The sequence below is a fragment of the Leucobacter chromiisoli genome (assembly GCF_016522505.1).
GTDB lineage: Bacteria > Actinomycetota > Actinomycetes > Actinomycetales > Microbacteriaceae > Leucobacter > Leucobacter chromiisoli.
The window spans coordinates 15,006-28,028 of the sequence record NZ_JAEHOH010000010.1 but is presented as its reverse complement, the minus strand read 5'-3'; the positions used below and the strand labels follow the sequence as shown (position 1 = coordinate 28,028).

At 73.5% G+C, this 13,023-nt stretch carries 12 protein-coding genes; 5 read left to right on the top strand and 7 right to left on the bottom strand.

The window, feature by feature from the left end; genetic code table 11:
- Positions 1-5 precede the first annotated feature (5 nt).
- The 3 genes from JD276_RS07870 to JD276_RS07860 form a co-directional block, all read right to left on the bottom strand.
- Positions 6-932: a universal stress protein gene (locus JD276_RS07870; protein WP_200115100.1), complete on the bottom strand. Its 927-nt coding sequence runs from the start codon at positions 930-932 to the stop codon at positions 6-8.
- Positions 929-2,491 (bottom strand): amino acid permease, encoded by a 1,563-nt coding sequence (locus JD276_RS07865; protein WP_200115099.1) that lies wholly within the window; start codon positions 2,489-2,491, stop codon positions 929-931. Before JD276_RS07865 ends, JD276_RS07870 begins: the two co-directional genes overlap by 4 nt.
- Positions 2,492-2,637: 146 nt before the next feature.
- Positions 2,638-4,230 carry an aminotransferase class I/II-fold pyridoxal phosphate-dependent enzyme gene (locus JD276_RS07860; protein WP_200115098.1) on the bottom strand — a complete coding sequence of 531 codons (1,593 nt, stop codon included), beginning with the start codon at positions 4,228-4,230 and terminating at the stop codon, positions 2,638-2,640.
- A 122-nt stretch (positions 4,231-4,352) separates the two neighbouring features.
- Here JD276_RS07860 and JD276_RS07855 point away from each other — a divergent pair, with 122 nt between their 5' ends.
- Together JD276_RS07855 and JD276_RS07850 are read left to right on the top strand one after the other, a co-directional pair.
- A complete protein-coding gene (locus tag JD276_RS07855; protein WP_200115097.1) occupies positions 4,353-5,273 on the top strand; it encodes a LysR family transcriptional regulator in 921 nt (306 codons plus the stop codon).
- A gap of 78 nt (positions 5,274-5,351) precedes the next feature.
- Positions 5,352-7,358 (top strand): TPM domain-containing protein, encoded by a 2,007-nt coding sequence (locus JD276_RS07850; protein WP_200115096.1) that lies wholly within the window; start codon positions 5,352-5,354, stop codon positions 7,356-7,358.
- 19 nt (positions 7,359-7,377) lie between these two features.
- Here the strand turns inward: JD276_RS07850 and JD276_RS07845 are convergent, their stop codons facing one another.
- Positions 7,378-8,052 carry a hypothetical protein gene (locus JD276_RS07845; protein ID WP_200115095.1) on the bottom strand — a complete coding sequence of 225 codons (675 nt, stop codon included), beginning with the start codon at positions 8,050-8,052 and terminating at the stop codon, positions 7,378-7,380.
- 128 nt (positions 8,053-8,180) lie between these two features.
- Between JD276_RS07845 and JD276_RS07840 the strand changes: the two genes are divergently transcribed.
- Entirely contained in the window at positions 8,181-8,513 is a 333-nt protein-coding gene (locus JD276_RS07840) for a GNAT family N-acetyltransferase (RefSeq protein ID WP_200115094.1), read from the top strand.
- A 3-nt stretch (positions 8,514-8,516) separates the two neighbouring features.
- Here the strand turns inward: JD276_RS07840 and JD276_RS07835 are convergent, their stop codons facing one another.
- The 3 genes from JD276_RS07835 to pdxR all read right to left on the bottom strand — a co-directional run bounded on the left by JD276_RS07835 (position 8,517) and on the right by pdxR (position 11,642).
- Positions 8,517-9,176, bottom strand: coding sequence for an asparagine synthase (locus tag JD276_RS07835; protein WP_200115093.1), 660 nt, complete (start codon positions 9,174-9,176; stop codon positions 8,517-8,519).
- A 214-nt stretch (positions 9,177-9,390) separates the two neighbouring features.
- Positions 9,391-10,077, bottom strand: coding sequence for a metal-dependent transcriptional regulator (locus JD276_RS07830; protein WP_307866500.1), 687 nt, complete (start codon positions 10,075-10,077; stop codon positions 9,391-9,393).
- Entirely contained in the window at positions 10,074-11,642 is a 1,569-nt protein-coding gene (gene pdxR / locus JD276_RS07825; protein WP_200115092.1) for a MocR-like pyridoxine biosynthesis transcription factor PdxR, read from the bottom strand. Before pdxR ends, JD276_RS07830 begins: the two co-directional genes overlap by 4 nt.
- Positions 11,643-11,764: 122 nt before the next feature.
- Between pdxR and JD276_RS07820 the strand changes: the two genes are divergently transcribed.
- Together JD276_RS07820 and JD276_RS07815 are read left to right on the top strand one after the other, a co-directional pair.
- A complete protein-coding gene (locus JD276_RS07820; protein WP_200115091.1) occupies positions 11,765-12,229 on the top strand; it encodes a GNAT family N-acetyltransferase in 465 nt (154 codons plus the stop codon).
- Positions 12,230-12,273: 44 nt separating this feature from the next.
- The gene (locus JD276_RS07815; protein ID WP_200115090.1) at positions 12,274-12,993 is read left to right on the top strand and encodes a GNAT family N-acetyltransferase; all 720 of its coding nucleotides are present in this window, start codon (positions 12,274-12,276) and stop codon (positions 12,991-12,993) included.
- Positions 12,994-13,023: the final 30 nt, after the last annotated feature.

Genomic DNA, 13,023 nt, shown 5'->3' with positions numbered 1-13,023 from the left:
GTTCGCTATGCGTGGCGCGCCCGCGCGGCGTACTCGTCGGTCGCCCGCCGCGGCACCATCACGACGGGTACCGGCGAGTGGCGCACGATCTTCACCGCGTGCGAGCCGAGCGAGATGCGGCTGAGAGGACCGAGGCTGCTCGAGCCGACCACCAGCACCTCCGCGTCCCTCCAGTCGAGGGCGCGCAGCGCGGCCCGCCAGTCGTCGCCGGCGCCGACCGCCACCTCGACGGAGGCGGGCTGCCGCGCGAACCGGCCGATCTCCTCCAGGATCTCGGCGGTGTCCTCGCGGATCAGCTCCTCCCACTCGGCGCTGATCTGATCCTCGACCGCCTGTCCGACCCGCGCCATGGCGAAGGCCCGGGGCCGAGTGCGGAAGGAGGCGATGCGGATCCCCTCGCCGGCCTCGGCCGCGATCGCTGCAGCACCGAGCACGAGCTCGGCCGAGGTCTCGGAGCCGCTGTAGGCCGCGGTGACCCGCTCGATGCGGGCGCCCTCGGGAGGCTCGAATCCGTGCGGGGCGATCGCGACGGGCAGATGGGCGCTCTGCAGCAGCCCCGTGACGACCGAGCCGAGCACGATCTCGTCCTCGGCTCCCTCCGCCTTCGCCCCCACCACGAGCCGCGATGCGCCGAGCTGCTCGCACACCTCCAGGAGCCCCCGACGGGCGCTCGACGCGTCGTGCACCCGGTAGCTCGCGTCGATGTCGGCGGGCATCAGCGCGCTCGCCTCGTCGAGTGCCGACGCGGCCTGCTCGGCGACGAAGCGCCGGTACTCGCCGTCGACCCCGCTGAGGGTGCGTCCCGGCGACCAGGCGGCGGAGTTGACGGCGACCGCGACGAGCGGCAGCTCCGAGGAGCGGGCGAGCAGCGCGCCGAGGTGCACCGCGGCCCGCGAGCAGTGGCCGGGCGCGACGCCCACGACGATGGTCATCGCTCGCCCCGTCCGTCGTCGGCGAGGCCGGCGCCGGGCGCCGCCTCGGGCTCCGCGCGGCGTCCGGGCTCCTCGGCTTCCCCGGCCACCCGGGTCTCCCCGGCCGCGGAGCGCCCGTCGGCGTACTTGCCGGGGCCCGTCAGCACGATCAGGCCCGTCTTGATCTGCTCGCCGAGCACCGAGCTCTTGCGACCGAAGATCAGGTAGAGCGCCACGACCACGACGGTCCAGATCGCGAACACGATGATCGTGATGGGCCGCAGGTCCTTGATGATCCAGAGGCAGCCGACGATCGACAGGATCGGGATCACGGGGCCGAACGGCACGTGGAACTTGCGCTCCAGATCGGGTTCGCGGCGTCGCAGGATCATGACGGCGAGGGCGACGGAGATGAAGGCGGCGAGGGTGCCGATCGAGGTCATCTCGGCGAGGAAGTTGATGGGCAGCACGCCGGCGAGGATCGCGACCGCGACCGACACGATGATCGTGTTGGCCACCGGGGTCATCGTGCGCGGGTTCACCCGCTGGAAGACCTTGGGCGCCATGCCGTCTCGGGACATGGCGAAGAGGATGCGGGTCTGCCCGTAGAGCACGACGAGCGTCACCGAGAAGATCGAGATGATGGCGCCGGCCGCCACCACGGTGCCCGGCCAGGAGGCGCCGAGGATGTTCTCGAGGATCGCCGAGAGGCCGGCGGACTGGCCTTCGAACCTCTCGGGCGACTGCGCGCCGAGCGCGGTCACGGCGACGAGCACGTAGACCGCGGTGACGATGACGAGCGCCGAGATGAGCGCGATGGGCATGTTGCGTCGCGGGTTCTTCGCCTCGTCGCCGGCGGTGGCGACGGCGTCGAGGCCGACGAACGAGAAGAAGATGATGCCCGCGCCGGTCATGATGCCGGTGAGCCCGAAGGGCGCGAAGTCCGCGAAGTGGTCGGCGTTCCAGCCGGTGAGGCCGATCGCCACGAAGAAGCCGAGCACCGCGATCTTGATGATCACCATCACCGTGTTCGTGATGGCCGACTCGGAGGTGCCTCGGATCAGCAGCAGGCCGCAGAGGGCGACGAGGATCACCGCGGGCAGATTGACGATGCCGCCGGCCTCCGGCGCGTAGAGCAGCTCGGGCGGGAACTCGAAGCCGAAGACGTTCTTCACGAACTGATTGACGTACTGAGACCAGCCGACGGCCACCGCCGCCGTCGAGACGCCGTACTCGAGCAGCAGGCACGCCGCGACCACCATGGCCGGCAGCTCGCCGAGCGTGCTGTAGGCGTACGAGTAGGAGGACCCCGAGACCGGGACGCTGCTGGCGAGCTCGGCGTAGTTGAGGATCGAGAGCCCCGCGACGACGCCGGCGATGATGAACGACCAGATCACGGCGGGGCCCGCCACGGGCACGGCCTCCGAGAGGATGAAGAAGATGCCGGTGCCGATGGTGCCGCCGACGCCGATCATCGTGAGCTGGAACAGGCCGATGCTGCGCTTCAGCGCGCTCTCGCTCTCACCCCCGTCTCGGGGTACGGGTTTCACGCGGAAGAGCTGTTCTCGCAGTGACGCCATCTGTGTGTTCTCCGACTTCGTTGTCTCGGCGGGAGGGCACGGCGTGCCCGGGCCCCGCGGTGGATTGTCCCCGCTGCTCGGAATCCGCAGCGGGCTCCCGGTACGACGGTCGTGCCGGGAGGATCGCGGTCAGCGCCGCGAAGTCATCAGGCGCGCACCACCCGGAACAAGGTTACTCCCGCGTCGATCGCGCCTCTCACGTATCCCGTCGGCGATTCCGCGACGGCGCGCAGGAAGGCCACGGCCTGCTCGGTGATCTCCTCGCCTGGCATGACGTTGGGGATGCCGGGCGGGTAGGCGGCGAGCGTATCGGCCGAGATGCGCCCCACGGCCTCCGCAGCGGCGACGACCTCGGTCTCGCCGAGGAAGCCGTCGCGCGGCAGCATCCGCAGGGGCCCCGGGTCGGGGAGGGCGGGGAAGGCCGCGTCGCCGACGTGAGCGGCGCGCTCGGCCTCGGCGTCGGGCGACTCGACGGCCGAGACGAGCGCGCGGTGCACGAGGTCGAAGTCGGGCGTCTTGCCGGCGCCCACGACCGCGACGATCGAGGTGGCGGTGGCCATCTCGAAGTAGATGCCGTGCCGGTCCATCAGGTGGTCGCGCATCCAGTGGCCGCTGACCCCGCTCGCCGAGACGTCGATGGGTACCCTGAGCAGGTCGGTCGCGACCACGTCCTCGAACCGGTCGAAGCCGTCGCTCACCACGGCGAACCGGGGGTCCTCCCGCAGCGCCCGGCGGAACCGCTCGGCAGCCTCGATCGATGCCCCGATGGCCGCCTCGCCCGTCGCCAGGGCGTGCCTGGCGATGTCGAGCGAGCCCATGAGGAGCGCGCTGGCCGAGGTCGAGGCGGTCATCGTGAAGGCGCGCTCGATGAGCGGCTCGAGGCGACCCGCGAAGGGTCCGTCGCCGAGGTGCAGCATCGCGGACTGCGTGAGCGATCCCGCGAGCTTGTGGGTGCTCGAGACCACGAGGTCGGCGCCGAGACGGGCGGGCGACTCCGGCAGCCCCGGGTGGAATCCGAAGTGCGGCCCCCAGGCCCCGTCGACGATGAGCGGCGCTCCGTGGGCGTGCGCCACCTCCGAGAGGCCGCGCACGTCGGACACGGAGCCGAAGTAGCTGGGCGAGATGATGTAGACCGCCGACGCCGGGCGCCCCTCGCGCTCGGCCCGGGTCAGCGCCTCGTCGAGCGCCGCGGGTGAGACGCCGTGGGCCATGCCGTGGTGCTCGTCGACCGTCGGCAGCACGAACGACGGCGTCAGGCCCGCCAGCAGCACGCCGTCGCTGAAGCTCGAGTGGGCGCTGCGCTGGGAGACGATGTGCTCGCCGAGGCCGCGCGCGGCGATGGCCGCGGTGCGGTTCGCCTGCGAGGCCCCGTTGGTGAGGAACCAGGTGCGCCTCGCGCCCCAGGCCTCGGCCGCCAGTCTCAGGGAGTCGCTGAGCGGCGACTCGGGCCCGAGGTCGATACCGTCCATCAGCATGGGGATGTCGAGGTGCAGCGCCCGCTCGCCGATGAAGTCGGCGAGCGGCCCGCTGATGCCCCGGTCGGTGCCGCCGTGGCCCGGGACCATCAGCTGCAGCGTGTCGCGCGCGGCGTGGCGTCGCAGCGCGTCGGCGTACGGAGTGTCCCGCTGCGTGGGGCGCGCCGGCGCCGCGTCGTCGCTCCTCCGGGGCCGGCGAAGCGGCTCCGCAGAGGTCGGGAGCGTCGTCGCGGGGTCGTCGGAGTGGGCCTGAGCGTGCAGCATGCTCCCATCGTGGCGACGCGGAGGCCGCCGGGGAATCCCTCACTTCTCTCCAGGGCACCATACGGCCTATGGAGCAGATGCGAGCCATCGGCGTCGGGCTCAATAGGGGGTAGAGTGACGGGATGATCGATCTGCGGCAGCTCGAGGCCCTGCGCGCCGTGGGCAGCGAGGGATCCGTCGCCAGAGCCGCGCGCCGGCTGGGGTGGAGCCAGCCCACCGTCGACTACCATCTGCGCAACCTCGACCGCCTCGTGGGCGCGCCGCTGCTGCAGCGGTCCACCCGGGGCAGCGCGCCGACGCCCGCGGGCGCCCTGATGCTCGAGCGGGCCGCGGAGATCCTGACCCTCGCCGACCGGGCGCTCGTCGACGTCCGCAGCCTCGCGGAGGCCGGGCACGTGCGACTGCGATTCGGCACCTTCCCCACCGCCGCGGCGCGCCTGCTCCCGTCGATCGCCGCGCAGGTGTCGGAGTGGGGCATCGAGCTCGACGCGACCCTCGAGGAGGTCGCACCGCTCGTCGCCCACGTCAATCAGCGCGAGCTCGACGCCGTGCTGGTCTACTCCGTGCCGGGGTACGATCTGCCGTTCCGCTCGGACGTCTCGACCACGGAGGTGCTCAGGGATCCGCTGCAGCTCGCGGTCCCCGAGTCGCACCCCCTCGCCTCCCGCGAGAGCATCGACCGGGCGACCCTGGTGGCGCTCAGCCAGGAGCGCTGGCTGCTCGGCGCGACCCGGAACGACCCCATGGACTCGGTGGTCGTGGACGCCTTCGCCGAGGCGGGTCGCACGATCGACGTCTCGATCCGCACCGACGACTTCTCCGTCATGCTCGGCATGATCGCCGCGGGCATGAGCATCGGCCTCGTCCCGAAGCTGGCGAGCGGGTCCGTGCAGCCCGGCGTCGCGCTGCTGCCGATCGACGACCCGGCCTTCGCGCGGTCGATCCTCATCGCGGCCCCCGGCGAGGGGGCCGGCAGAGAGCCCTCCCCGGCCGTCAGGCGTCTCGCCGCGGCGGTGCGGCACGCCATCGAGGTGCTCGACTGACGAGCGCCGGCGACCGCGCGCACCCTCGCCCCGGGGAGTCCGATGGACCTCGACGGTCGACCCGAATACACTCCGAGTGTGAAGAGCGCGCGAATCCGAGCCCCGAGATGGATCGTCGCGGGGGCCGCAGCCGCGGGCGCGGCGTGGGTGCTCCTGGCCGGCGCGCCGGCCGGAGCGGTCGAGCCCGTCGCCCTCGGCGACTCCTACGTCGCCGACGAGGCTGACGTGCTCGGCGCGGCCGATGAGCGGGCCGCGAACGCGCGGCTCGCCGCCACCTTCGCCGAGACGGGGATCGACCTCTACGTGGTGCTCGTCGACGAGTTCACGAATCCCGGCGATCGCGTCTCGTGGGCGAACGAGACCGCGGAGCTGAACGGGCTCGGCGACTCGCAGTACCTCCTCGCGGTGTCGACGGAGGGCCGGCAGTACTTCATCTCGGCGCTCGACGGCGGCCCGCTGAGCGATCGCCAGCTCGACGCGATCGAAGAGCGCATCCTGCCCGAGCTGCGCGACGGCGACTGGTCGGGGGCCATCTCGGCCGCCGCCGAGCAGGTCGAGACGGAGCACGGCGCTGCAGGCCGCACGACGGCGATCGTCGTCGGTTCCGTCGCCGGTGCCGTGGGCGTCGGGGGCGCGGCCTTCGGCATCTCCCGCGCGGTTCGCGGCAGACGGGCCTCGCGCGAGCGGCGCGAGGAGCTCGAAGAGCTCGAGCAGCGCTCCGGGTCCGCGCTCGTGGCCGCCGACGACGCCGTCACGACGAGCGAGCAGGAGCTCCAGTTCGCAGGCGCCCAGTTCGGAGAGGCCGCGGTGGCCGAGTTCGCCGAAGCCCTCGAGGCCGCACGGACGCAGCTCATCGAGGCCTTCGGTCTGCGACAGCAGCTCGACGACGCGGTGCCAGACACCGAGGAGCAGCGGCGGCAGTGGCTCACCCGGATCCTGGAGCTGTGCGCGGCGGTCGACGCGACCCTCGACGCCCAGTCCGAGCCCTTCGAGCGGCTGCGCGACATCGAACGCAATGCTCCGGCGGCGCTCGAGGCCCTGGAGCAGCGACGGGCCGCCGCCGCGGGCGGCGCGGAGACCGCACTGGCCGAGCTGTCCCGGCTGAGCGCGGACTACGCCGCCGAGGAGCTGAGCTCCGTCTCCGCCAACCCCGGACAGGCCGACGGACTGCTGTCATTCGCGCAGGTCCGCGCCGCAGCGGCGCGGACCTCGCTCGAGGGTGGCCGCACCGGCGAGGCGGCGGTCGCGATTCGGGAGGCGGAGGCCGCGGTGGGTCAGGCTGAGGGCCTGGGACGCGCGATCGGCAAGCACGGGGAGCAGCTCGCCCGGGTCGAGGAGCGCTGCACCGAGTTGATCTCCGAGATTCAGGGCGACGTCGCGGCGGCGAGCGCGGTGCCCGATCCCGACGGGAGGATCGCCGCCGCCGTCCGGGAGACCGAGGAGCGGATCGAGCGGGCCCGCGCCGACTTGAGCGGCGCCGACCGGCGCCCCAGCCGGGCCGTGGAGGCGCTCGAGGCGGCGAACGCGAACATCGACGGCGTCGTGCAGGCTGCCCGGGACGCCGAACGGGCGCGGCAGCTCCTGAACGCGACGCTCGCGCAGGCCGGCGACCGGGTGCTGCAGGCCGAGGGCTACATCGCCTCCCGCCGCGGCGCCGTCGGCTCGACCGCGCGCACCCGGGCCGCAGAGGCGAGGGCGTCGCTGTCCAGAGCCGAGTCGGCGCGCGCCGGCGATCCGCAGAGCGCACTCCGGGAGGCCCAGCGCGCCGATCGGCTCGCCGCGGAGGCGCTGAGCGCCGCCCAGCTCGACGTCGAGGGTTTCGGCGGTGCCGACGGGTACGGCGGGTACCGCGGCTCGTCGGGCGGCAGCCCCGACCTCGCGGCCGTCCTCGGCGGCATCCTCGGTGACTCGGGCGGCGGCTTCGGAGGCTCGCGAGGCGGTTCGTGGGGCGGATCCTGGGGCGGTGGATCGCGGCGCGGCGGCGGTTCCAGCCGCAGCAGCAGGTCGCGCAGCAGCGGATCGCGCCGCAGCAGCAGCTCGCGCAGCAGCGGGTCGCGCCGCAGCCGAGGGGGCGGCCGCTTCTGAGCCGCGCGCCCGGCACGCTCTACTCGGACGGCTCCCCGGAGCCGCCATCGCTCCCGGCGCCGCCCCCGTCCTCTGCAGCCCTCCGCTCGGCCCATCGGGCGCACGCCGCCGCCGGGTCCTCCGGCAGGCCGAGCACCGTGCGAGCCGCCACCGCCGCGTCGCGGGCGGCGTCGCCGTCCCACATGTAGCCGGCCGCCTCCTCGGCGGGGAGCTCCGCCACCGCGAGAGCCTGCTTGCGATCGGCGACCAGTGTGACGCGGACCTCCTCGATCTCGTCCCTCGCCTCCTCCGGCCACACGATGTCGCCGGCGTCGAGCTGCTCGGCGGCTTCGCCGCTGGCGTCGGCGAGCGCGCTCATCGCCTCCGCGAAGGGGGCGGTGTCGAAATCCTCCCCCCGCGCGACGCCGATGCGCAGCCGGTCGATCTCGACATCGGCCTCGTCCCAGGCCGCGTTCACCGGGCAGACCGCCTCGAGGTACACGCCACCGGCCTCCGTCACCGAGAGCACCTCCGGTTCCGGCTCGGGGTCGGGCGCGCACGCCGCCAGCGACAGCGCGACCGTCGCCGCGGCGACGAGCGCGGCGGCGGCCCGGGAGCGCTGCAGGGGGCTGGAGGCGGCCCGGGAGCGGGAGCCGGCATCGCGGAGCGCCGCGGACGTCGTGCCGGGGCGGCGTGCAGACGCGGTCCTCTCCACAGCGGCGTTCTCCTCTCCTCCGGCGTGCCCGTCCTCGACGAGGATAGCCCGTCCCCTCCCCGTGAGTCTGAACCGCCCATTCCGCAAGCCCCTGGTCCCGTCGGGGCCCGGGGCCTAGGCTGATGCCCATGTCCAGATACGTCGATGAAGCACAGGCCGCAGCAGACGGATTCCGCATCGAGCACGAGCCCGAGCGCTCGCGCTTCGCCGTGGTCCAAGATCGGGGCGACGGGCGGCGGGTGCTCGGCGAAGCCCACTACACGCTGCTCGGCGACGCCGCGATCGACTTCGATCACACGGAGGTGACCCCGGATCTGCGCGGGACGGGTCTCTCGGGGCTGCTCGTGCAGCACGCGCTCACCGATCCCGTCGTGCGGGGGCGCCGGATCGAGGCGTCCTGCTGGTTCGCCTCCGGGTACCTCGACCGGCACCCCGAGCTGCGGAACACGGATGCCGATTGACGGCTACCCGCGCCCCTCGCCCTCTGATCCGTTCTTCCTGCTCCGCGCCTTCCGCAGCTTCCCGGGCTTTGCCGCCCGCTGCTGCACGAGCTCGGTGAGATCCTTCTCGATGAGCTGCTGGATCCGCCCCTCGCGCGCCTCCCGGTACTCCTCGCTGGCGCCGCCGCTGTAGTAGGGGTGGGTCGCGCGCTCAGCGAGCGAGTCGCCGATCTCGGCCCATGCGGCCTCGCGCGCCCGTTCGACGGTCGTCTTGAGATAGGCCTCGTCGGCCGCGCGCTCCCGCAGCTGGACCGCGATGTTCTCGTAGACCTCCTGACGGTGCCTGAGCGTGCGGCTGTCGTCGTTCCCGTAGTCCGACTCGCTCCACGAGCTGCGTCCCGTGTTGCTGATCTCGTTGCGCATGCGCTGGATGTGACGGGCGTCCCGCTCTCGTTCCTCGGCGAGGTCGACGGTCGCCTCCTGCACCATCTCGGTGACCCGCTGCTCGTCGTAGTCCACGTGCCGCTTGAGCGCGTTCATGATGATCGCGTTCTTCACGCTCATGCGCACGGCGACGTCGGCCACGAGCAGCCCCTGCTCGACGATCTCCTCGACGGGGGCGAGCACGCGTCTCGGCAGGCGCCGCGGCGGGCGCGGCCTGCGCCGTTTCCTGAAGCCGAACACCGCTCTCCTCTCCGCTCGTGCCCCTCCCTCTAGTATCGCCTACGAGCGGCATCGGGGCGCACCCGACTGCGGAACTCGGCGAAGATTCTCGCCGCCTGCGGAGCCCTCGCCGCGGACGTGTGAGACTGGAGCGGGCCCCGCGGCGCGTGGGGCACGGGCGCGGCGCTGATCGTCACGGTCGCCATGGCGATGGGCACCGCGGCGGACGGCTGAGCTATGCGGCCTCCGGCAGCACCGACGCCCAGATCGAGGCCGCGGCGGCCGCGCCCAGGCTCACGGCGTCGTCCGCGCCGTCCACGCGCACGGTGACGGTCTCGGAGTAGGGCTCCCCGGGCAGCACGTGGAGCTCGGCGTCGACGACGAGCCCGCGCGACGCGAAGTACTGCAGCATCTCGTTGTCGGCGTCGGAGATCCGCTCGATCCGGGCGCGGCAGGGCGCCGGCGCCTCCGTGAGCACGACCGCGTCGGGGCGGTGCACCGTCCCCTCGGCGCTCGGGATGGGATCGCCGTGGGGATCCCTCGTCGGGAATCCGAGCGCGCGGTCGATGCGGTCCATCAGTCCGTCGGAGACGGCGTGCTCGAGCCGGTCGGCCTCCTCGTGCACCTCGTCCCAGGCGTAGCCCAGCATCTGCACGAGGAAGGTCTCGAGCAGGCGGTGGCGCCGGATCATCGACACCGCGTACCCGCGCCCGACCTCGGTCAGCGTCACGCTGCCATAGCGCACGTGTTCGATCAGCCCCTGGTCGGAGAGCTTGCGCAGAGCGTCCGAGACGGTGGAGAGCCGCACCCCCGCGGCCTCGGCGATCGCGGAGTTCGACACCGGGGTGTCTGACCACTCCTGCAGCCCCCAGATCACCTTCACGTAGTTCTGCATGCCCGGGGATAGATCGTCGACGCTCACGCCTCCAGGGTATCGCCCGTCCGGCGTCGCGCTCGGGTTCCGGCGCGGACGGCGGCGCCGGAGCCCCCGTCGGCGAGCGCGGCGGCGATCTCCGCGAGCGCCCGCTGCAGCTGGAGGTCGGTGGGCGCGCCGTAGCCGAAGACGATGCCCTGCGGTCGTCGTGCGGCGCCTTCGGCATGAACGGGGTGGCGGTAGGCCTCGAGCGAGGCGACCCTGATGCCGCGGTCGGCGAGGCGCGCGATCACCTGCTCCGCCGACCGGCCCCGCGTCCACGTGAGAGCGGCGTGCAGGCCGCCCTCGATCGCGGCGAGCCCGACGCGGGGCGCGAGGTGGGCGGTCGCGTCGATGACGAGCGCCCGCCGGTGCGCGTACTCGCGGCCCACGCGGATCAGGTGGCGCCGCAGGCCGCCGCTGCGCAGGAACTCCGCGAGGGCGGCCTGGACGAGACCGGAGACCGGTTGCCCGAGGTCGGCGCGCACGTCGAGGACCCGGCGGCGCAACGACGCGTCCGGCACGACCAGGTAGCCGCAGCGCAGCCAGGGCGAGAGGGTCTTCGAGTAGCTGCCGACGAGCGCCACGCGGTGCTCTCCGTCGAGCGAGGCGATCGTCGGGAGCGAGGGCGCGCCGTGCCGGAAGTCGCTGTCGTAGTCGTCCTCGATGACGATCGCACCCGCGTCGCGCGCCCACGCGAGCAGGGCGAGACGCGCCGCGACGGGCAGCCTGCCGCCCAGCGGGTACTGGTGGCTCGGCGTCAGGAGCACCGCCGCGAACGGCCCCGGCGCCGCGGCGAGGGCGGCGGCGTCCATGCCCCCATCGCTGACGGGGATCGGCACGGGCGTCGCGTCGAGCCGCGCGATCACCCGGCGGGCCGCAGGGTAGCCGGGATCCTCCGTCGCGATGCGCGCGCCGGTCGGCCCCTCCGGACGGAGCCCCTGGACGAGCAGGCCGAGGCCGTCGCTCGTGCCGGCGGTGACCACGACGTCGTCGGGGTCGCAGCGCACGCCCCTCGCCGCTCGCAGGTGCTCGGCGATCAGGGATCGCAGCTCCTCCGTGCCCGCCGCGGGCGGTGGCAGCGAGGGCAGCTCGGCCCTCACGGCGCTCCGCCAGGCCGCGGCCCAGTCGCGGTGGGCGTGGAACCGCGTCGAGGGGCTGCCCGGCGAGAGGTTGATCACCGGGCCTCCGGTGCCGGCCGGCTCTCCCGCGGGGGACGGGCGGGAGCCGGCTCCCTCGCGCGGGGGTCCCGGTTCGGCGGCGGGGCGCGGCGCGTCAGCGGTGTCCCATCCGATTCGCGGGGATCCGGGCAGGTCGTCGGCGACGAAGGTGCCGGATCCGGGTACGGTCACGACGTAGCCCTCGCCGGCGAGATCCTCGTAGGCCGCGACGACGGTGCCGCGCGAGACGCCGACGGCGGCGGCGAGGCTCCGGGTCGACGGGAGGGGGTCGCGGGCCCCCGCCTGCCCGGAGAGCAGCGCCGCGCGCAACTGCCCCGTCAGGCGCTCGCGCGCGGTACGGCCGGGCCGCTGCTCGGTGTCGAGCACCAGGTTCATCGGGAAGGCGTGCCGCATGCCGGTCTTTCTGGTCCTGTCTGCATTTGCTTTTCCGGCATTGTCTCAGATCCGGAAACACCAGCAGGATGAATTCGACGGCGCGGGCGCCGCGCCGAGCCACCACCGCAGGAGGGATCCCGATGACCGCAGCTTCCACCCCCGACGTCCGCCCGCTCACCACAGCCGACGAGGAACGCTGGCGCGAGCTCTTCCGCGGCTACCGCGACTTCTACCGGCTGCAGGAGTCCGAGGAGGTCGTCTCGCGCGTCTGGGGGTGGATCACGGACTCCGCGCACGAGTGCGAGGCACTGGTCGCGGAGGCCGACGGGCGCATCGTGGCCCTCGCACACTACCGCCGCTTCTCGCGGCCGTCGACCGGAACGGTGGGCATCTGGCTCGACGACCTGTTCACCGACCCGGAGACCCGGGGCCGAGGAGCGGCCGGCGCCCTGATCCGCCGGCTCACCGAGATCGCGGCGGCGGAGGGCCGTTCCGTGGTGCGGTGGATCACGGCGAGCGACAACGACCGCGCGCAGGCGCTCTACGACCGCGTGGCGACGCGCACCCGCTGGGTCACCTACGACGCCGCACCGGTGTCGCCGTGAGCGGCCGGGAGCCGAGCCCCGTGAGCGACCGGGAGGCGAGCCGCATGCACGCCGGCGCAGAAGCGGCCTCGATCAACGAGTTCGGCCAGCCGATCGGAGCGCCGGTGCCCGACTGGGAGCGGCGGTCGCTGCCGGAGGCGACGGTGATCACCGGTCGCCTCGTCGATCTCGAGCGGCTCGACCCCGATCGCCACGCCGAAGACCTCTTCGCCGCGTTCGCCGCCGCGCCCGACGGCCGCGACTGGACGTACATGCCGGTGGGCCCGTTCCCGAGCCTCGATTCGTACCGCGAGTGGGCGATCGCCGCGGCCGGGAGCCGCGATCCCCGGCACTACGCCGTCGTCGAGCGCGCCTCCGGACGCGCGCTCGGCACGTTCTCCCTGCTGCGCCACGACCCCGCGAACGGCGCCATCGAGGTCGGATGGGTGGCCTTCTCCCCCGCCCTGCAGCGCACCCCCGCGTCGACCGAGGCGCAGTTCCTCCTGATGCGCTACGTCTTCGACAGGCTCGGCTACCGCCGCTACGAGTGGAAGTGCGACAGCCTCAACGAGCCCTCCCGCCGCGCCGCCGAGCGGCTCGGCTTCGCCTACGAGGGCACCTTCCGCCAGGCCGTCGTGACGAAGGGGCGCAACCGCGACACGGCCTGGTTCGCCCTCGTCGACCGCGACTGGCCGCGGGTGCGCGAGGGGCTCGAGCGGTGGCTCGATCCGGCGAACTTCGACGAGCAGGGCCGGCAGCTGCGGCCGCTGCGCACACGGGCCTGATCCTCGGGCGCGGGCCCGGCGCTCGCCCGG